Origin of the sequence: Streptomyces sp. NBC_01433 (genome assembly GCF_026340105.1) — a bacterium.
Taxonomy (GTDB): Bacteria; Actinomycetota; Actinomycetes; order Streptomycetales; family Streptomycetaceae; genus Streptomyces.
In genome coordinates this window covers 5,213,295-5,233,079 of sequence record NZ_JAPEPM010000001.1, presented here as the reverse complement: position 1 = coordinate 5,233,079, position 19,785 = coordinate 5,213,295, and the positions used below count along the sequence as shown (strand labels likewise).

The window sequence follows — 19,785 nt, the reverse complement described above, 5'->3', positions numbered from 1 at the left end:
ATGTACGGGAGGTGGGCCGCGGTCAGGCGCTGAGGCGGCCGCGACAGGAGAGGTCGCGCAGGAACGTCAGCGCGGTGCGCGCGGTGGCGTCGTTCTGGCCGAAGGCCGGGCCGCCGGTGCGGGGCCGGGTGAAGGCTCCGCTGCTGCGCGCGGTGGTGTAGGGGCCGAGCGCGAAGCGGCGCGGGTGCGGGCGGCCGTCGCGGTCCAGGATCCGGCCGTCGCCCGGGTCGACGGAGAGCAGTCCCGTGTCGGTGGTGGCGGCACCGTCCTCGTACAGGCCGCGCAGCAGCGGGCTGCCGGTGTGCCGGAGCGAGGGGTCCGGGAGGCGGGCCTCGACCAGCGCCCGCGCCTCGACGCGTTCGGTGGGGACGGTGGCGCTGCCGGCCCGGAAGAGTCCCGCCTCCTCGTCGGCCTCGACGGTGACCGAGGCGCCGAGGAAGCGGACGACCCCGGCCCGGGAGAGGGCGAGGAGCTGTTCCAGCCGGGGACCGGGCGGGCCGGAGGCGAGGTAGCTGAAGAAGCCGTGCCACCAGTCGCCGATGTCGCCGAACTTGATCAGCTGCCCGTAGGCGGAGAGCAGCCCGAGGAAGACCGCCAGGTCCGGGCTGCGGGACGGATCATGACGGCGTATCAGATCGGCGGTGATGTAGTCGCGCAGACCGTCCTGGAGCGCGTCGTACGTGGGGTGGCGCACCCCGTCCAGCGGGTGGTCGAGCGCCGCCAGGTCGAGCCGGTCGGCGGGGTCGGGCACGGCCGCGGCGACGAGGGCGGCCAGTTCGGCGCTGCCCGGATCGGCGGCGGCGTACTTGTCCTCGAAGACGTCACGGCCGACGGTGGTGCGCTCGGGGTGGGCGGTGAACAGCCGGTGGTAGTGGGCGTGGCCGAGCTCCTTCTCGACGTGCGGCCACACATCGCGCCGGAAGTCGAGCGGTCCGGGCCTGCTCAGCAGTTCCCCGGCCAGGTCGGGGCCGAGGAAGCGCGGCAGCGGCGGCCGCTCGCCCGTCCAGCCGTAGCCGATCTTGGAGTGGTACGGGACACCGCGCCGCGATCCGACGTGCAGCACGGGCTCGCGGCCCGAGGGCAGGTAGACACCGTTCTCGTACCGGCCGCCGCGCCCCTCGGTGAGCAGCACCATCAGGTCGATGAAGGCGAGCCCGAAGCCGCGGACGATGACGGGTTCGCCCGCGGGCAGGGCGCTCAGGTCGCTGTCGGCGGTGAAGTCGGGCTGCAGGTGGATGAGCCCGTGCCGGCCGGCGAACGCGCTCAACTCCCGCTGCTCGGCGTCGGGTTCGGCGTCGAGGTGGCCGACGGTGAGGACGACGAGGTCGGCGGTCAGGGGGGCGGCGCGGCCCTGGAGCCGGACGCGCTGGCGTCCGCCGCGCGGGCCGGTGACTCCCAGGGCGCGGGTCCGGTGCTCCCGCACGGTGATGCCGGGCGGGAGTGCGGCCAGGGCCTGTTCGTACACCCAGCGCAGGTAGGCGCTCTGGAGCCGGCGGCTGGGGAAGTCCTGGCCGTACAGCTGTCGTATCTCCTCCAGCACGGCGGGTTCGGCGTCGACGGTGATCCGCCCGGCGCGGACGTCCTTCGCCCAGTCGTCCAGGGCGGGTCCGGGCCGTACGGGGCCGTCCTGGCGCACCGTGTCGTCGGTGAACATGGTGACGTCCTCGGCCATGGAGTTCATCCAGAGCAGCGGCGACTGGTCCTGCCGCCATATCCGGCCGCCGCCCGGCGGGTGCGGGTCGACCAGATGGATGTCGAGGCGCCCGCCGGGGTACAGGTCGGCGGCGTTGGCGGCGATGCGTTCGATGACACCGGTGCCGCGCGGCCCGGCCCCGATGATGACGAGGCTGGGCGCGGCCGCGGGTGCGGTGCTCATCGGGTGTCCGCCGTGCCGCGTGCGTAGTGCCGTTCGACGTAGTGCTGTCCGATGCCGAGGGCCGAGGTGACGGCGACGTACCAGAGGGTGGCGACGAGCAGCAGCGGGATGACCTGATAGGTGCGGTGGTAGACGAGCTGAACGGAGTAGAGCAGGTCCTGCACGGCGATGATGCTGACGATCGAGGTGCCCTTGAGGGTGCCGATCAGCATGTTCCCGGCGGGCGGCACGATGGAGCGCATGGCTTGCGGGAGCACGATCCGGCGGAGCCTGCGCCAGGGGCCCAGGCCCAGTGACTGGGCCGCCTCCAGCTGTCCGCGCTCGACGGAGAGGATGCCGCCGCGGACCACTTCGGCGGCGTACGCGGCCTCGTGCAGGGTGAGTCCGACGACGGCGACGGTGACGGGTCCGAGGAGGTTGACCGTGCTGACGCCGAGGAGCTGCGGGTACAGGGCGCCGATGTTGAACCAGAACAGCAGCTGGACCAGGATCGGGGTGGATCTGAACAGCCAGACGTACCCCCAGCTGACCGCCTGGAGCACGCGGTTGCCGGAGAGCCTGAGGATGGCCAGGAGGGTGCCGAGCGCGAAGCCGAGCACCATGACGAGCGCCGTGAGCCAGAGGGTGAGCCCGAGTCCGCGCAGGACGGAGGCGGTGGTGAGGTAGTCGCCGACGACGTCCCACTGGAAGGCATCGTTGCGGATGACGGATACCAACGCCAGGGCGAGGAGCACGAGGACGGCAACGGCCGCCGCCCACTGGCCTGTTCGGCGGACCGGGACGATACGTGGCACCGCGTCGTCGTCGGCCCTGGCGGGCGGTGCGGGAAGCGGGGGAGGCAGGACATCTGTCTGCGCGGACATGCGAAGGCTCCGTGGATGCAGAGATCGAACACGGGGCGTGCCTTCACACCAAACACAACGTGGACCGGGCCCCTCAGCGCCGGTCCGCCTCCGAGATAAGCGCTGTCTACGGCCCGTTGTCAAGCCTGTCCACACTGTGAGCCCGACGTCTCAGGCCGGTTGACGCGCACCCGGATGCCTGTTCCACTTGGGCCATGCATTCGCAGCAGTGGCTGGTCACCCGCTCCCACATCGACTTCGGTCGCGTGTGGTCCTCTTCCTGTTGAGCTGACTCCCTGCTTCCGGCTTCACCCGCTCACGCCCCTGTCCGCGTTCGAGCACCCCTTTCCCGCGTGCCCTCACGTACACAACACCGCTTCACCCTCCCCTCGCGCCGCTGATTCCCCGCCCCGCGCTCCGTGCCGTCCTCGCACCGGAGTCCGGTCGGCGTACCCGCACGCGCCCTGACGTCATCGACGAACCCTGATGAACGATGAACACCGACGAACCCGGAGAAGCCCCGCCATGCCCCGAACCCGGCACACCGCCGCCTTCGCCCTGATCACCGTCGCCGCGCTCGCGCTCACCGCGTGCGGATCGGGGGACCCGGCGGCGGCACCGGGCGGCGGATCGGGCGCGGCGGGTGCCGGCAGGGGGAAGATCCCGACGGCGGACGTGGTGTCGGCGGTGAAGAAGGACGAGGCCGCGGCGAAACTGCTGCCCGCGGGCGTCCGGTCCTCGGGCACGCTCAGGATCGCCTCCAGCGTCGGCACCCCGCCCGGGGCGTTCTACCTGGAGGACGGCAGGACACCGGCGGGCGCGGACATCGACTTCGCGGACGCCGTGGCCAGGGCGCTCGGGCTGAAGCTGAAGCGCGAGATCGCGTCCTTCGAGGCGATCCTCCCGGCGCTGGGCAGCGGGAAGTACGACCTGGGTACGGGGAACTTCGGGGTCACCGACGAGCGCCGCGAGACGATCGACTTCGTCACGTACATCAATGACGGCCAGGGGTTCGCGGTCCGCGACGACAGCAAGCTGAAGAAGGTGACCGACCTCACCCAGCTCTGCGGCCTGACCGTGGGCACCGGGGCTGGCACCACGTTCGAGGTGACACTCCAGGAGAACAGGCACCTGTGCACGGACGCGGGCAAGAAGGCGTACGACGTGAAGACGTACAGCGACCAGGCCGCCATCTGGATCTCCCTCCAGCAGGGCCGCAGCGATGTGGTGATGTCCACCATCAACGGGCTGCGCTACGCGGTGACACAGCAGGAGGGGCTGCGCTTCCTCAATGAGTTCAAGCGGCTCGACGTCGGCTTCGCCTTCAAAAAGGGGACCCCGTTGGCGCCGGCCTTCCAGGCCGCGGTCAACGGTCTGCGGGCCGACGGTACGTACGACCGCATCCTGAAGAAGTGGGGCACCGCCGAGTCGGCGATCACCTCCTCGCGGATCTCGCCGCCCGAGCTGAAGTGACCGTCCGTCAGGCAGCCGCTCCGGGGCCCCGGCAGGGAGCCGGCGCCCGCCCCTCAGCAGTCGCAGCAGGCGAGCCCGGCCCGCACCAGGCACCCGGTGATCAGCCCGCGCCGGTCGCGCGGCGGCTCGGGCGGGGGCTGGGGCGGGGGCTGGGGCGGGAGGGCCGGACCGCCGGGGCTCGGCGCGTACGGATTGCCGGGCGGCGGCCCGAACGCGCCCCGGTGCGAGCAGGAGGAGGAGCCGAACGCCCGGTCCACGGAACGCCGCAGTTCATGCACGAGCAGCACATGGGCGAGCCCGCTGTCGGTGAACTCCGCGTCGCGCAGCGCGAGCCGTACGCCGTGCGGCGCGTCGTCGCACAGCCGCCGGGTCCCGGCGAGCGGGGTACCGGTCGCGGAAGGGGGTCCCCCCTGCTCCTTTGGAGCTTGGGGCAGGTTCCAGGCGCCTGACGCCGCGTCGGCTTCCCGGTCCTCCACGGCGTCCAGCAGATGCGCGAGCCGCCCGAAGAGCCGTCCCGCCTCGGCGAGCGGCGCGGCGCGGCGCGGCGTGGTACGCCCGCGAGTACGGCGGTGTGCGCGAAGGCCGCGGCGGTGGCCGTCCCGGTGGGTTCGGTGACCGTCAGCAGCGGGGTGCCGGGGCCGGCGAGCGCCTCGATCCCCGGCTGCCGGTCGACCGCGCCGACCAGCGACGAGGTGTCGAAGCCGAGCTCGGCGCCGGTGCGGGCACCGGCTCTGTCCCGGCCCGCCGCGACCCTGCGGGCGGCGGGGGTGCGTTCGGCCTGAGCATCCGTCAGGACCGAGACGATCAGGCCGTCCTAGTTCGTGACGATCCGAGCGAATTGCCCATGGGCGGCGCACAGGGCGAGACAGAGGCCGCACGGATGCGCCGTCCACTCCGTCCTGAGCCTCTCGGTGAGCCGATGTGCGCAGGGCCTGACGATTCCGAACACGACGATCCCCCGAGAGCCGTTCGACAGGTGCGCGCCACTCGTGCACCTGCGCGGCGTGCGTCGTATCGAGCGGACCGTTCACCCGTACGTCCCCCATGTCACCCGTACGGACCGGAGCATCATATTTTCCTTCCGCGACCGCCCTTATGCAGGAGGAACCCTGACGAACCGCCATATCTTCTGCACCAGTACCGTCACGAATCCCCTGCGCGCCGACTATCCACTTGGCGCGGTATCCGCATCATGGACGACCATAGGGATACGAAAGAGATGCGGAACGCCAAGGAACCGCGGTGAGAGGAGGCGTCCATGGGATCGGTGCGCAAGGCAAGTGCCTGGCTGGGCCTCGTAGAGGACAACCACGACGAGCGGTACTACGACGACGAGTACTCCGGGGGTGCGGAGACCGGGACGGGTGGCCAGGCGTGGGTGACCGACCCTCGGGTGCAGGTGGCCGCCGAGACGGCCGAGGAGCAGGACCGCCGGATCGCCACCGTGACCCCGGACAGCTTCCGGGACGCGCGGGCCATCGGTGAGCTGTTCCGGGACGGCGTCCCGGTGATCGTGAACCTCACCGCCATGGACTCCGCCGACGCCAAGCGTGTCGTCGACTTCGCCGCTGGGCTGATCTTCGGGCTGCGCGGCTCGATCGACCGGGTGGCCACCCGGGTCTTCCTGCTGACCCCGGCCGACACCCAGGTCCTCACCGGCGAAGCCGCCGGCCGGAAGGCCGACGGCTTCTTCAACCAGAGCTGAGCAGGGCGCTCGCCGGGCAGGTGGTCCGGCGGCGTCCCGTTTACCGGAACGCGTCCAGACCGGTGAGCGCCTTGCCCAGCACCAGCTGGTGCATCTCCACGGTGCCCTCGTACGTGAGCACCGACTCCAGATTCGTCGCGTGCCGCATCACCGGGTACTCCAGCGAGATCCCGTTGGCGCCGAGAATCGTGCGCGAGGTACGGCAGATCTCGATCGCCTCCCGCACATTGTTGAGCTTTCCGAAACTGACCTGTTCCGGGCGGAGCCTGCCCGCGTCCAGCCGGCGGCCCAGATGGTGGGCGAGCAGGATGCCCTTGTGCAGCTCGACGGCCATGTCCGCGAGCTTGGCCTGGGTGAGCTGGAAACCGCCGATCGGCCTGCCGAACTGTTCCCGCGTCCTCGCGTAGTCGAGGGCCGCCTCGAAGCTGGCGCGCGCCGCGCCCATGGCTCCCCAGACGATGCCGTACCGGGCATGACTGAGGCAGCTGAGCGGGCCGCGCAGACCGAGGGCGCCGGGGAGCACGGCATCGGCGGGCAGCCGTACGCCGTCCATGACCAGCTCGCTGGTGACCGAGGCGCGCAGGGACCACTTGTGCCGGATCTCGGGCGCGGTGAAGCCGGGGCTGTCGGTCGGTACGACGAAGCCGCGGATTCCGCTGCCGCCGTCGGCCTCGTCGGTCTGCGCCCATACGACGGCGACCCCGGCGACCGAACCGTTGGTGATCCACATCTTGCGGCCGGTGAGCACCCAGTCGCCGCCGTCACGCTGGGCGTACGTCCGCATCCCGGCGGGGTCGGAGCCGTGGTCCGGCTCGGTCAGGCCGAAACAGCCGATGGTCTCGCCCGCCGCCATGCCGGGCAGCCACTGCCGCTTCTGCTCCTCGGAGCCGAAGCGGTGGATCGCGTACATGGCGAGGGAACCCTGTACGGAGACCAGGGAGCGGATTCCCGAGTCCGCCGCCTCCAGTTCCAGACAGGCCAGCCCGTACTGGACGGCCGTGGCACCCGCGCAGCCGTAGCCCTTCAGGGACATTCCGAGCGCGCCCAGCGAGCCGAGTTCGCGGGCCAGCTCGCGGATGCCGGGCAGCTCACCGTTCTCGTACCACTCGGCGATGTGCGGCAGGACGCGATCGGCGGCCCAGGCGCGGACGGTGTCGCGGATCGCGAGATCCTCGGGGTCGAGCAGGTCGTCGATGCCGAGAGGGTCGGTGGCGTCGAAGGGCGGAAGCTTCGGCGGCTTCGGTGTCGTCGACGGCTTCGCGGACTCGGTGGTGGACATGAGGGTGCCTCCGGCGGCTCGCACGGTGTTTCGGAGGGCCCTCGGCACGCCCGCGGACCCTCTAAAACTAGCAGTGATAGTCAGGGCGTCGTGCTGACGTTACGGCTCAGTGTGCCGCTCGTCCAGAGCCGGTGGCCTCGGCCGGCTCGCGCCGCGCGGGCAGTGGGACCTGCCGCTCGGAGCGGTCCGGGAGACGTGGCGAAGGGGTCTTGGCGGCCCGCGCCTCGTACGGCGGGCAGGTCTCCTTGGGCGGACACTCCATGGCCTTCGGCAGCCGCACCGCGGCCAGTGCCCCGAGCAGCAGCAGGCCCGCGCTGACGAACAGCGTGAGGTGCAGCCCGTCGATGAAGGCGTGCCGGGCGGTGGACCGCAGCAGATCGCCCATCGGGCCGCCCAGCTGCGCCGACACCTGATACGCCTCGCCCAGCGAGTGCGCGGCGGCCGAGCCCGCCTCCTTGGGCACGCCCTTCTCGTGCAGCGTGGCCAGACCGGGGGCGTAGGCGGCGTTCATGACGCTGCCGAGCAGGGCGATCCCCATGCCCGCGCCCAGCTGGTAGGAGGTCTCACCGATCGCCGCCGCACCGCCCGCCCGGTCCGCGGGCACCTCGCTCAGCATCGATTCGTACGCCCCGAAGAGCGTGGACTGGAGCCCGAAGCCGAGCAGCACGAAGCCGACGGTCAGCAGGACGGGCCGGTCGTGCTGTCCCATCAGGGTCAGCAGCAGCACCGCGGCGGCGGTCAGGACGAAGCCCCAGCCCACCATCCGGCGGGGGCCGACGCGCCGCAGGGTGTACGAGCCGGTGACCCCCGCGGCCATCGCCGCGAAGGTCAGCGGCAACAGCCGCAGCCCGGTCTCCATGGGGCTGAGATCCAGCACCAGCTGGAGGTACTGGACCGCTATCAGCTCCAGGCCGACCAGGGCCAGCATGGCGAGCACGATGCAGCCGACGGCCGTGCTGAAGGCGGGCCTGGAGAACATCCCGATGTCTATGAGCGGATGCGTACGCCGCTTCTGGCGGCGCACGAAGACGGCCAGCAGCGCGGCGCCGGCCACGAGCGGAACGAGGGTGGCGGGGCCGAGGAGTCCCTCGCCGCCGCCGACACGCTTCACACCGAGGACGACACCGAGCACACCCGCCGCGGCCATCAGCGCGCCCAGCACGTCCCACGGGCCGTCGCTGCTGCCTCGGGACTCGGGCAGCAGCCAGCGGCCGATCGGCAGGATCAGTGCCATCAGCGGGATGTTGATCAGGAAGACCGAGCCCCACCAGAAGTGCTCGACGAGAAAGCCGCCGATGACCGGTCCGGTGGCGGCCCCGACGGCGGCGACCGCGCTCCAGACCCCGATGGCCAGGGCACGCTCCCGGCGGTCGGGGAAGACCTGGCGGAGGATCGACAGCGTCGCGGGCATGATCATCGCGCCGCCGACGCCGAGCAGGGCGCGGGCCGCGATCAGCACGGCCGGGGTGTCGGCGAACGCGGCCATCGCGGAGGCGACGCCGAACAGCGCGTAGCCGAACAGCAGGACCCGTCGTCTGCCGATCCGGTCACCGAGGGTGCCGAAGAGAATCAGCAGTGACGCGCAGACCAGCGGATAGGCGTCCACGATCCACAGCAGACCGACGGCACTGGGCCGCAGGTCCTCGGTGACCGCGGGCACCGCGACATGGAGCACGGTCGCGTCCAGCGCGACCAGCAGCAGACTGAGACAGAGAACGACGAGAACGAGCCAGCGGTTGGCGCTGTCGGCAGCTGCACGCAGCCGGGCTCCGGCCGTGGTCGTCCCGGACATCTACGTACCTCCCAGAGAGTCCCTCGCGCTCGGCAGGCCAACGGGGAACCGGCTTTCGGTGTCCCCCAGGCCCGGCATCGACGGGCGAGTGAGCCGTCAGCGTACGCGAGTTCGGCGTGGTCAGACGTGGTCCACCTCATACGCCTGTACGCCGCGGAGTGTGGCGTACGCCACTCCGGCTCCCTTCCCGGACCTCTCGCCACCCCCTCCCCCGGAACACCGGAGGACCGTGAGGGACGGCACCGGGGTACCCCCCACGGGTGACACGGCGGCGGCGCGCGCCTCCCCCGAATGGCCGGAACAATTCCCGCGGAAACCCTCACGCGGAATTTTCCGACCACTCAAACATTCTTACGAAGCGGGCCCGTGGAGAATTGGCCACAAGATCACGGAGATTCTTCGCCGCACCGCGAATAGACGCCGATCTGAGACATAGTCCACATCACATCGTCATCACAAAGCGGCCGGATCGGCCTGGTCACACACTCACTCGCTGTAACGTCGATTGGGTGCGTACCGACATCTTTGCCCGGCTGGACCGGGAGCCGGAACCGCCGAAGATAGAGGCACCGCGGATGAGTCGTCACCGCATCGCTCTCTTCGGCGGGACGCTGGCGTTCTATCTCGCCATCGTCGTCGCGGTGCTGGTCTCGTCCTGGCTGGTGGCCCTGGACTGGAAGGTCATGCTCTTCCGGCCCTACCAGCAGTGGCCCGAACTCCACGCCTTCCTCGACTACTACGTCGTGCTCGGCCAGCGCGGCCCCACGGCCGTGATGATCGCCAGCTGGCTGGGCTGGCGCTCCTGGCGGCAGCACACGCTCCGGCCGCTGCTCACCCTCGGCTGCTCGCTGCTGCTGCTCAATATGACGGTCGGCGCGGTCAAGCTGGGCCTCGGGCGGCTCGGCCCGCACTACGCGACCCAGATCGGCTCCGCCGAGATGTTCGCGGGCGGCGATATATTTCCTTCGGGACACACCGCCAACGCCGTCGTGACCTGGGGAATCCTTGCCTACCTGGCCACCACGCCACGGGCCAGGCGCTATCTGTCCGCCCTGTCCGCGACGGTCTCGCTGGGCGTCGGACTCACCACCGTCTACATCGGTACGCACTGGCTCAGCGATGTGCTGCTGGGCTGGGCGGCGGGTCTGCTGATCCTGTTGGCCCTGCCCTGGTTCGAGCCCCTGATCACCCGTGCCGAAGCGTGGGTCTTCTCGGTGCGCGAGCAGTGGCGGCAGCGGCGTCGGGCCGGGACACCGGTCCCGGTCGCGGCCGACGGCCCGCCCGCGGTGCTGCTCCCGCAGGCGATCGGCTCCGAGAGCGTCGCGGCCGAGGACGGCGGCACCGCGCCCGGAGCGGCCACCGGGACCGGCCAGCCGGCCGGTCACCCCGGCCAGGGGACCCGGTCGCGGGCGCACGCGTCGCACCCGGCGCGTTCGGAGCGCACCCCGGTCACCCCGGCCGGTTCCCGTCGCCCTCCGCACGCCGAGCGCACACCGCGCGGCAACACGAGCCCGGCCCGGCCGATGACGGGCGGCTGAGCCGCCCCCGGACCGCGGGGACGGTACGCACAGCCTCAACCCGCACAGCTTCACCCCGCACAGCGTGATGGCCCCGACCGGCGCAGGTCGGGGCCTTCGCTCGCTCCAGGGGCTCACACAGCCGTTCAGCCCACCCAGCAACGCGTCACGGTGGAGTCCTCGACCTGGAAGTTGATGCGGCCGCCGCGGAACTCCATGGTGAGGAACGTGCCCGGTGGTACGGCTCTGACAGTGGCCCAGCCACGGGACCTGGCCCGCCGCTCGGCGGCCTCGGCACCGAGGCCGACGTACGACTCGGGGACGTCGTCCGGCTGTACGGGAGGGGTCGGTATAGATGCCATACCTCTCACCGTAGGCGGCCTCGGACCGTGACGGAAGGCGGGGCTCCGGAGCTCCGTGGCGCATCCCCGCATGCCGTACCGGTCACGCTTGTGTCACAGGATCCCCACACTCGTTTACTTCGCATTATTCACTCGAACGGACCCTCTTCAACAGGTGCTCGGGCCTTTTCGGCCGACGGGGAAATGATCTCGGATCGGCGAACGCGGAATGCGTGCCGGGATCATGTGGTGATCTGCCTTTTCCCTCGGTACATGGCCGGTTTCACCTGGATGACCGCAACTCCGTGAATTCATGCGCCCTTATGCAGGTCTTATATATCCACACGTTTCCCGCACTCCCCCCGCCACCCACTCGCACTATCGGAATCTCGCGGTCCGAGAAGCGGCGGTTGCGGACGGCAGGGTCCGCAACCGCTGCCTCGGCTCAGGCCGCCTTCCCCTTGCGGATCAGGTCGGCGGCCTTGTAGCGCAGGGCGTACGCCCCGTCCAGCACCGTGCCCCTGGAACGGTGCAGCGCGGTGCGCAGGGCGCCCTGCCCGCGGCCCCGCGCGCCACGCGCGGCCAGCTCGGTGAACAGGCTCTCGTGGCGTTCCGCGATCCGCGCCGGGTCGAATCTGCGTGACGCGGCCAGCGCCTCGCGCCCCATCCGGTGCCGCAGCCCGTCGTCCTCGATCAGTGCGAGCAGCGCGGCGGCGACCCCCGCTTCGTCACCGACCGGCACCAGCCGCCCGTCGGTGCCGTCGTCGATGATCTCGGCCGGTCCGTGCGGGCAGTCGGTGGCCACGACCGGCAGCCCGCAGCGCATCGCCTCGACGATCGTCATGCCGAACGACTCCCGGTCCGAGGTGACGGCGGCGATGGAGCCCTTGGGCCACTCGGCCTCCATCGGGTGGACCGATCCCATCAGGAGCACCTGGTCGCGCAGTCCGAGTTCGCCGATGAGGGTGCGCAGCGCCGACTGCTCATTGCCGGTGGAGTCGCCGCCGCCGTAGATCCGCAGCCGCCAGTCGGGCCGCGCCGCGCTCACCTCGGCGAAGGCCCGTACGAGCAGGTCGTAGCGCTTGACCTTGTGCAGCCGACCCGCCGCGACGACCCACTTCAGATCGCCCTGCGCGGGCGGCCCCACCGGGGCGGGCACGCTGTTCGGGATCGCCTCGATCCGTACGCCGCCCAGCCGCAGCCGGGTCCGGTAGTCCTCGGCGTCGGCCCGGGTGACGGTGGTGATCGCGTCGAGCGACTCGTAGCGGTGGCTGATCTCGCGGCGCAGCCGGTAGCTGTGGCTGTCCAGCGTGAGGTGTTCCTGACCGATGCGCACCGGGCCCCGGCGGGCCTGTCTGCTGATGTGCACGTTGAGGCCGGGCCGGGTCCCGACGACGACGTCCGCCTCCAGGGAGCGCAGATGGGCCGCGATCCTGGCGTCGGTGAGCCGGCTGTACTGCTGGTGTCTGCTGTCGCCGCGCGGGAACACCGCGGCGGGCCTGGCGTATTCGGCCGCATCGCCGTCGTAGGTCGCGCTCTTCGCTCGCAGGTCGACGAGATGGCGCATCGTCACGCCCGGCGGCGCGCCCAGTGCGGGTGCGTCGCGGTGCCGGAAGACCGAGACGATCTCGATGTCGTGCCGCTCGGCGAGTGCGCGAGCGAGATTGAACGTCGTACGGATCGTTCCCCCGATGCCGTACGCGTTGTGAAGCAGGAAAGAGATGTGCATGGCGTCGCCGTAACCCCCTGGTCGGCTTGGTCTGCTGGGGACTGTACTGGCCATCGGTCACACACGCGGAATCCGCACAGGTGTCCCGTGTCGCGGGCGTGCGGCCGACCGGAACCGGTGCGTGACCTGCACGTTTCCGGAATCAGCAGGTCCGGTTCGATGACGGGAGCGTCCCCGGCCGCCCGGTCCGGTCATCGACCTGCCGATGTGTCGACCTGTCTCCTCTGTCTCCGCCCGCCCCGCGAGCCCTCCCCGGCCCTCCCGGCCTTCCCGGCCTTCCCGGCCTTCCCGGCCTTCCCGGCCTTCCCGGCCCTCCCGACTCCCCCGGCTCCCTCGAAGAGCTTTCCGTTCGGATCACGCCGGGCTCGCCGGCCCCGATCCGGCGGGATCCGGCCTGCTCCGGCACGATCCGGCCCGACTCAAACGAAAGACCCCAGGTGCGTGACTCCGGCCTCGGATCCCGCGTTGTCTCTTCATGAGCCGGGAACCGCCCGGCCCACGCACCGAGTTCGAGGAGCCACCCGTGCCGCGCATGCTCGACGTCAGCGAGGACGTACGCGCCGAGATCGGCGATGCCGAAGCCGACCGGCTGCTCGTCGGCGACACCGCCCCAGGCAGTTACGACTGCACCTCCTGCCGCACCCCCGGCGACTCCGAGCAGGAACGCACCAGCACGGTGCTGTTCATCGGCGACGAGACCGCCGTGCTCGCGTTCGCCCATGCGACGTGCATCCCTTCGCAGGTCGTCCAGGTCGCGGAGGACCAGCTCCAGGGCGCAGTGCGAAGCATCACCGGCAGCGAGCCACAGAACCCGGAGGGTCTCATGCCCGAACAGGCCGTCCTCGGCATCACCAGCGGTCTCGTCCTGATCGAGGACGATCTCCGCCCCGCCCTGGTCGTCGAACCGACCGGCCCGGTCGCCCGGCCCGGAACCGACGGCAGCGGGGGCGACGCGTTCCTCCAGCTGCTGCTGGAGCAGGGCTTCCGCCCTGCCCCCGACATGAACCGGCTGCCGGAGGTGCTGCCCGGCTGGTCCGTCCTGCTCGCCATGGGCCAGCTGCACGCCGTGCTGCAGCCGGGCTCCGGCGGCGGCACCCCGGTCGCCTGGTGGCAGGCCCATCAGCCGCTCCAGGTCACCGAGGGCTGGCGGGCCGCGGTCAACAAGTCGAAGACGGTCCTCGTCTTCGCCGCCCCGGCCGGTTCGATCGGCCAGCAACCGCGCGAGGACCTGCTCCGCGACGCCCTGGAGAAGGCCGCGGTCAACGGTCTCCTGGTGGCCGCCGCGATGCCGCTCGCCGGGACCTGACCGTGTCCGCACGCCCCGGACACCCACGCCGAACAGCGATTTCTCCGCCAGGACCGCATCCGACGGGCGGTGAGGTCGTTGGCACCTATGTGCACTCATACGACTCCTCCCGCCAGCACCAGAGTCAGATCCCTGCCATGCGCCCCTCACGGGATCCATCGGAGGGCAAGTCCCCCACCCCGATCTACGACGCGCTGTACTCCGAGTACCGGCGGTCGTTCCGGGCGCTGCCGGGCGATCGGAGCGGTGAGGAGAATCTCGGCTTCTCGTCCTTCGGCACCGGGCTCTTCGGCATCCGCCCCCCGCTGGGCCACTCGGCCGCCGGCGGACACCACGGCGGCTACGGCAGCCAGGGCGGGCAGGGCGGCACGCCGCGCACCGGGAGCCTCGGTTCCTGGCAGCGGGTCGGCCGGCACGCCGGACGGGCACAGCCGGCGCTGCCCCCGGGGCCGGCATCCCGGGAGTACTGACGCCGGACGAGCTGACTCCGGAGCGGCATACGCACGGACGTGCTGACGTACGGGCTCGTGACACATGGGCTCGTGACCGACGGCACCTGGCGTACAGCTCGCGACGTACAGATCGTGACGTACGGAAGAAGCCCCGGACCGTTCGCGGGAGCGAGCGGTCCGGGGCTTCTCCGTGCCCTGCCCCGTGCTACTTGTTGCGGCCGCGCTTCTCGCGGACCCGGACCGAGATGTGGATCGGGGTGCCCTCGAAGCCGAACTCCTCACGCAGCCGACGCTCGACGAAGCGGCGGTAGCCGTGCTCCAGGAAGCCCGAGGCGAAGAGGACGAAGCGCGGCGGCTTGGTGCCCGCCTGCGTGCCGAAGAGGATGCGGGGCTGCTTGCCGCCGCGCACCGGGTGCGGGTGGGAGGCGACGATCTCACCGAGGAAGGCGTTCAGCCGGCCGGTGGGGATACGGGTCTCCCAGCCCTTGATCGCCGTCTCGATCGCCGGGACGAGCTTCTCCATGTGACGGCCGGTGATGGCCGAAACATTGACCCGCGGGGCCCAGGCGACCTGCGCGAGCTCCGTCTCGATCTCGCGCTCCAGGTAGTAGCGGCGCTCCTCGTCGAGGGTGTCCCACTTGTTGAACGCGATGACCAGGGCACGCCCGGCCTCCACCGCCATGGTGATGATGCGCTGGTCCTGGACGCTGATGGACTCGCTGGAGTCGATCAGGACGACCGCGACCTCGGCCTTCTCGACGGCGGCCGCGGTGCGCAGCGAGGCGTAGTAGTCCGCGCCTTCCTGGAGGTGGACACGGCGGCGGATACCGGCCGTGTCGATGAACTTCCAGGTGATGCCGCCGAGCTTGATCAGCTCGTCGACCGGGTCCCGCGTGGTGCCTGCCTGCTCGTTGACGACGACCCGGTCCTCGCCCGCGACCTTGTTCAGGAGGGAGGACTTGCCGACGTTCGGACGGCCGATCAGGGCGATCCGGCGCGGGCCGCCGAGGGTCCCGTCGCCGAAGCGCTGGGCCGGGGCCTCGGGCAGGGCTTCGAGGACGGCGTCCAGCATGTCGCCGGTGCCGCGGCCGTGCAGGGAGGAGACCGGGTACGGCTCGCCGAGGCCCAGCGACCACAGGGCGGTGGCGTCCGCCTCGCCGCTCTGGCCGTCGACCTTGTTGGCGCACAGCACGACGGGCTTGCCGGCCCGGCGCAGCAGCTTGACCACGGCCTCGTCGGTGTCGGTCGCACCGACGGTCGAGTCGACGACGAAGACGACCGCGTCGGCCGTCTCGATGGCGTACTCGGCCTGGGCGGCGACGGAGGCGTCGAGGCCCAGCACGTCCTGCTCCCAGCCGCCGGTGTCGACGACCTTGAAGCGGCGTCCGGCCCATTCGGCCTCGTAGCTGACGCGGTCGCGGGTCACACCGGGCTTGTCCTGGACGACGGCCTCACGGCGGCCGATGATCCGGTTCACCAGGGTCGACTTGCCGACATTGGGGCGGCCGACGATGGCGAGCGCGGGAAGCGGGCCGTGACCCGCCTCGCCGAGGGCACCCTCGACCTCCTCGAGGTCGAAGCCTTCCTGCGCGGCGAGCTCCATGAACTCCGCGAACTCGGCATCGCCAAGTGCTCCGTGCTCGTGGTCCGAGCCGTCGGAGTGAATCTGGTCGTTCATGAAGTCCGTTCCTCTTTGCATCATCATCGATGGACCGCGGTCGGCGCGGTCCACTACTCAAGTCTCGCCTAACGCCCGGTGAGGCGCCTGGCACTTTCCAGGTGCGCGGTCAGCTTCCCCTGGATCCGCAGGGTCGCCTCGTCCAGCGCCTTGCGCGTCCGCCGCCCGCTTCCATCACCCGCGTCGAAGGCATCGCCGAAGACGACATCGACCCGGCTGCGCAGCGGAGGCAGCCCCCGTATCAACCGTCCGCGGCGCTCCGTGCTTCCCAGGACGGCCACCGGGACGATCGGCGCCCCGCCGCGTACCGCGAAGTACGCGAGTCCGGCACGCAGCGAGGCGAAGTCTCCGTCGCCCCGGGTACCTTCCGGGAAGATCCCGAGGGCCCCGCCGTTCTCCAGCACGCCGAGGGCGTGGGTGATGGCCGTGCGGTCGACGGTCGTGCGGTCCACCTTCAGCTGACCGATTCCGCGCAGGAACGGGTCGAGGGGGCCGACGAACGCCTCCTTCTTGATCAGGAAGTGCACCGGCCGGGGCGCGGTGCCCATCAGCATCGGTCCGTCGATGTTGTGGGAGTGGTTCACCGCGAGTATGACGGGTCCGGAGGCGGGCACCCGCCACGCTCCCAGGACCCGGGGCCTGAAGAGCCCGTACATCAGCCCGATCCCGATGCCCCGCCCGACGGCCGCCCCGCGCGGCGTGGGCGCCCCCGTGGCCTCGGTCACCTCTCGGCCCGCTTCTCCCCGACGAGGGTGACGACGCACTCGATGACCTGCTGAAGGGTCAGCTCGGTGGTGTCCACCTCGACGGCGTCGTCCGCCTTGGCCAGCGGCGAGGTCTTGCGGCCGGAGTCGGCGGCGTCGCGCTGGACCAGCGCCTCCTTCGTGGCGGCGAGGTCGGAGCCCTTGACCTCGCCGCTGCGGCGGGCGGCGCGCGCCTCCGGGGACGCGGTGAGGAAGATCTTGAGGTCGGCGTCCGGGAGCACGGTGGTGCCGATGTCGCGGCCCTCGACCACGATGCCGCCCTCGGCGCCCGCCGCGATGGCCCGCTGGAGCTCGGTGATCCGGGTGCGCACCTCGGGGACGGCGCTGACGGCGCTGACCTTGGAGGTGACCTCCTGGGTGCGGATCGGGCCCGCGGCGTCCTCGCCGTCGACGGTGATCGTCGGGGCGGCCGGGTCCGTTCCGGAGACGATGACCGGCTTGGCGGCGGCGGTCGCCACCTCCGCGGCGTTCTGTACGTCGATGCCGTTGTTCAGCATCCACCAGGTGATCGCCCGGTACTGAGCGCCGGTGTCCAGGTAGCTCAGGCCGAGCTGGGCGGCGACGGCCTTGGACGTGCTCGACTTGCCGGTGCCGGAGGGCCCGTCGATAGCGACGATCACTGAGGCGCTTACGGTTCCCACGGTGGTGGACACCTTCCTGGTACACGGGGTGAGGGCGAACGGGCCACAAGACGGCCACGCACCAGGTTACCGAGTGCCGGGCGGAGCCTTGTACCCCGTGGTGGCGGGCCCGCTCACGGGCGCAGGGACCAGCCCCGCTCCTGGAGCGCCGCGGCGAGCGAGGCCGCCGCGCTCGGCTCGACCATCAGCTGGACCAGGCCCGCCTGCTGGCCGGTGGCGTGCTCGATGCGGACGTCCTCGATGTTGACCCCGGCACGTCCCGCGTCGGCGAAGATCCGGGCCAGCTCGCCCGGCCGGTCGCCGATGAGTACGGCCACGGTCTCGTACGACGCGGGGGCCGCGCCGTGCTTGCCGGGCACCCGGACCCGGCCCGCGTTGCCGCGGCGCAGGACGTCCTCGATGCCGTCGGTGCCCGCGCGGCGCTCGTCCTCGTTCGCGGACTGGAGGCCGCGCAGTGCCCGTACCGTCTCCTCCAGGTCGGCGGCGACTCCCGTCAGCACATCGGCGACCGGGCCGGGGTTGGCGGAGAGGATCTCCACCCACATCCGGGGGTCGGAGGCGGCGATGCGGGTGACGTCCCTGATGCCCTGCCCGCAGAGGCGTACGGCCGTCTCGTCGGCCTCCTCCAGGCGGGCGGCGACCATGGAGGAGATCAGCTGCGGGGTGTGGGAGACGAGGGCGACGGCGCGGTCGTGGGCGTCGGCGTCCATGACGACCGGGACGGCGCGGCACAGGGCGACCAGTTCCAGGGCGAGGTTGAGGACCTCGGTGTCGGTGTCCCGGGTCGGGGTGAGGACCCAGGGGCGGCCCTCGAAGAGGTCGGCGGTGCCGGCGAGGGGGCCCGAGCGTTCCTTGCCCGACATCGGGTGCGTACCGATGTAGGGGGTGAGGTCGATGCCGAGGGCTTCCAGTTCGCGGCGCGGGCCGCCCTTGACGCTCGCGACGTCCAGGTAGCCCCGGGCCACCCCCTCGCGCATGGCGGTGGCCAGCACGGACGCGGTGTGGGCGGGCGGTACGGCGATGATCGCCAGGTCGACGCGGCCCTCGGGCGCCTCGTCCGTACCGGCGCCGAGTGCCGCCGCGGTACGGGCCGACGAGGGGTCGTGGTCGACGAGGTGGACATGGATGCCGCGCCCGGCGAGGGCGAGGGCGGCGGAGGTGCCGACCAGCCCCGTTCCGATGACGAGGGCTGTTCTCACTGGGCGATGTCCTTGCGCAGGGTGGCGGTGGCGCCGAGGTAGACGTGCTGGATCCCGGCCCGGGGAAGCGAGGTCTCGACATGGGCGAGTATCCGCACGACACGGGGCATGGCCCCCTTGATGTCCAGCTCCTGGGCGCAGATCAGCGGTACGTCGACGATGCCGAGGCCGCGGGCCGCGGCGGCCGGGAAGTCGCTGTGCAGATCAGGGGTGGCGGTGAACCAGATGCTGATCAGGTCGTCGGCGACCAGGTGGTTGCGCTCCAGGACGGCGGTGAGCAGAGCACCGACCTGCTCGTCCATGTGTCCGGCCTCGTCCTGCTCCAGCTGGACGGCTCCACGGACCGCTCGTACCGCCACGTCGTACTCCTCGCCTCTTCGTTTCATCGATTCCGAGCGCCTCGGCGCCTCGGCACCTCAGCGTCTCAAGCGCCTCGGCGCCTTCGGGGGCCCGGCGCCCGCGCTCTTCGCGTGGTGCCGTTCCCGCCTGTGCGTTTCAGCCTAGAGGGGTCCGGCCGCCCCCGGTCACGGTGCTCTGTCCGTGAGACAGGGCGGTGGCGTGGACGGCGAGGAGCGGTCCGCTCGCGCGGGAGGCTCCGGTAGGTAGGGGGTGCGCGGCCGGTGTCCGGCAGGAATCACCGCTTGCGCCACTCGGGCGCACCCACCGCCAGGTTGCTTCGCGTTCACGGCCCCGCGGGGCCACGATGGCCCTCCCCTGCCGCCCGACAACGTACGGAGAGCCATGAACGCACGGCGAAGGACGGTCCTGACCACGGGCGCGGCGAGCGCCGCGGCCCTGGTGACCGGCTGCGGGTCCTCCGGCGGTGAGGACGGCGGCGACAGCCGTACGCCGACCGCCTCGGGCCGCGCCACGAGTGCCGGTCCCGGCGTCTCGTCCGACGGCGGGAAGGAGCTGGCCAGGACCGCTGACATTCCGGTCGGCGGCGGCACCGTCCTCCAGGATCGGAAGGTCGTGGTGACCCAGCCCGCGGCGGGCGAGTTCAAGGCGTTCTCGGCCGTCTGCACCCATGCGGGCTGCATCGTCTCGTCGGTCGCCGACGGCACCATCGACTGCGCCTGCCACGGAAGCAGATTCAGCATCACGGACGCCGCGGTGGAGGCCGGTCCCGCGCCGCGTCCGCTGCCCGAGGAGAAGATCACCGTCTCCGGCGGGATCATCCGGCTGGCCTGA

The 19,785-nt window shown here is 71.4% G+C and carries 17 protein-coding genes and 1 pseudogene; 6 read left to right on the top strand and 12 right to left on the bottom strand.

Features of this window, described 5'->3' with window-relative positions; all coding sequences use genetic code 11:
* Positions 1-22: 22 nt before the first annotated feature.
* Both OG413_RS23555 and OG413_RS23550 read right to left on the bottom strand, forming a co-directional pair.
* The gene (locus OG413_RS23555; protein ID WP_266808517.1) at positions 23-1,876 is read right to left on the bottom strand and encodes an FAD/NAD(P)-binding domain-containing protein; all 1,854 of its coding nucleotides are present in this window, start codon (positions 1,874-1,876) and stop codon (positions 23-25) included.
* Positions 1,873-2,739, bottom strand: a complete 867-nt coding sequence (locus OG413_RS23550; RefSeq protein ID WP_266808515.1) for an amino acid ABC transporter permease — start codon at positions 2,737-2,739, stop codon at positions 1,873-1,875. The genes OG413_RS23555 and OG413_RS23550 overlap by 4 nt, the downstream gene beginning before the upstream one ends.
* 504 nt (positions 2,740-3,243) lie before the next feature.
* Between OG413_RS23550 and OG413_RS23545 the strand changes: the two genes are divergently transcribed.
* Positions 3,244-4,191 (top strand): ABC transporter substrate-binding protein, encoded by a 948-nt coding sequence (locus OG413_RS23545; RefSeq protein WP_266808513.1) that lies wholly within the window; start codon positions 3,244-3,246, stop codon positions 4,189-4,191.
* Between the two features lie 65 nt (positions 4,192-4,256).
* On the opposite strand, the pseudogene OG413_RS23540 reads toward OG413_RS23545, so the two are convergent.
* A pseudogene (locus OG413_RS23540) lies at positions 4,257-5,140 on the bottom strand (hypothetical protein); the annotation flags it as partial.
* Between the two features lie 309 nt (positions 5,141-5,449).
* Between OG413_RS23540 and OG413_RS23535 the strand changes: the two are divergent.
* Positions 5,450-5,896, top strand: a complete 447-nt coding sequence (locus OG413_RS23535; protein ID WP_266808512.1) for a cell division protein SepF — start codon at positions 5,450-5,452, stop codon at positions 5,894-5,896.
* Between the two features lie 40 nt (positions 5,897-5,936).
* Here OG413_RS23535 and OG413_RS23530 read toward each other — a convergent pair whose 3' ends face one another.
* Positions 5,937-7,175 carry an acyl-CoA dehydrogenase family protein gene (locus tag OG413_RS23530; protein ID WP_266808511.1) on the bottom strand — a complete coding sequence of 413 codons (1,239 nt, stop codon included), beginning with the start codon at positions 7,173-7,175 and terminating at the stop codon, positions 5,937-5,939.
* A 106-nt stretch (positions 7,176-7,281) separates the two neighbouring features.
* Entirely contained in the window at positions 7,282-8,967 is a 1,686-nt protein-coding gene (locus tag OG413_RS23525; protein ID WP_266808509.1) for an MFS transporter, read from the bottom strand.
* Positions 8,968-9,476: 509 nt separating this feature from the next.
* On the opposite strand from OG413_RS23525, the gene OG413_RS23520 reads away from it, so the two are divergent.
* Positions 9,477-10,505, top strand: a complete 1,029-nt coding sequence (locus OG413_RS23520) for a phosphatase PAP2 family protein (RefSeq protein WP_266808507.1) — start codon at positions 9,477-9,479, stop codon at positions 10,503-10,505.
* A gap of 125 nt (positions 10,506-10,630) precedes the next feature.
* On the opposite strand, the gene OG413_RS23515 is transcribed toward OG413_RS23520, so the two are convergent.
* Positions 10,631-10,846, bottom strand: a complete 216-nt coding sequence (locus OG413_RS23515) for an I78 family peptidase inhibitor (RefSeq protein ID WP_266808506.1) — start codon at positions 10,844-10,846, stop codon at positions 10,631-10,633.
* Positions 10,847-11,270: 424 nt separating this feature from the next.
* A complete protein-coding gene (locus OG413_RS23510) occupies positions 11,271-12,554 on the bottom strand; it encodes a glycosyltransferase (RefSeq protein ID WP_266808504.1) in 1,284 nt (427 codons plus the stop codon).
* A gap of 523 nt (positions 12,555-13,077) precedes the next feature.
* On the opposite strand from OG413_RS23510, the gene OG413_RS23505 reads away from it, so the two are divergent.
* Together OG413_RS23505 and OG413_RS23500 are read left to right on the top strand one after the other, a co-directional pair.
* Complete coding sequence (locus OG413_RS23505; protein ID WP_266808502.1) at positions 13,078-13,860, top strand: hypothetical protein; 783 nt, start codon at positions 13,078-13,080, stop codon at positions 13,858-13,860.
* Between the two features lie 137 nt (positions 13,861-13,997).
* Positions 13,998-14,330: a hypothetical protein gene (locus OG413_RS23500; RefSeq protein WP_266808500.1), complete on the top strand. Its 333-nt coding sequence runs from the start codon at positions 13,998-14,000 to the stop codon at positions 14,328-14,330.
* A 187-nt stretch (positions 14,331-14,517) separates the two neighbouring features.
* Here the strand turns inward: OG413_RS23500 and der are convergent, their stop codons facing one another.
* The 5 genes from der to aroH all read right to left on the bottom strand — a co-directional run bounded on the left by der (position 14,518) and on the right by aroH (position 18,953).
* A complete protein-coding gene (der, locus tag OG413_RS23495; protein ID WP_266808498.1) occupies positions 14,518-15,990 on the bottom strand; it encodes a ribosome biogenesis GTPase Der in 1,473 nt (490 codons plus the stop codon).
* 68 nt (positions 15,991-16,058) lie between these two features.
* The gene (locus tag OG413_RS23490) at positions 16,059-16,715 is read right to left on the bottom strand and encodes a 1-acyl-sn-glycerol-3-phosphate acyltransferase (RefSeq protein WP_266808497.1); all 657 of its coding nucleotides are present in this window, start codon (positions 16,713-16,715) and stop codon (positions 16,059-16,061) included.
* A complete protein-coding gene (gene cmk, locus OG413_RS23485; protein ID WP_266808496.1) occupies positions 16,712-17,407 on the bottom strand; it encodes a (d)CMP kinase in 696 nt (231 codons plus the stop codon). Before cmk ends, OG413_RS23490 begins: the two co-directional genes overlap by 4 nt.
* 101 nt (positions 17,408-17,508) lie before the next feature.
* Positions 17,509-18,594: a prephenate dehydrogenase gene (locus OG413_RS23480; protein ID WP_266808494.1), complete on the bottom strand. Its 1,086-nt coding sequence runs from the start codon at positions 18,592-18,594 to the stop codon at positions 17,509-17,511.
* Entirely contained in the window at positions 18,591-18,953 is a 363-nt protein-coding gene (aroH, locus tag OG413_RS23475; protein WP_266810323.1) for a chorismate mutase, read from the bottom strand. Before aroH ends, OG413_RS23480 begins: the two co-directional genes overlap by 4 nt.
* 382 nt (positions 18,954-19,335) lie before the next feature.
* On the opposite strand from aroH, the gene OG413_RS23470 reads away from it, so the two are divergent.
* Positions 19,336-19,785, top strand: coding sequence for a Rieske (2Fe-2S) protein (locus OG413_RS23470; protein WP_266808492.1), 450 nt, complete (start codon positions 19,336-19,338; stop codon positions 19,783-19,785).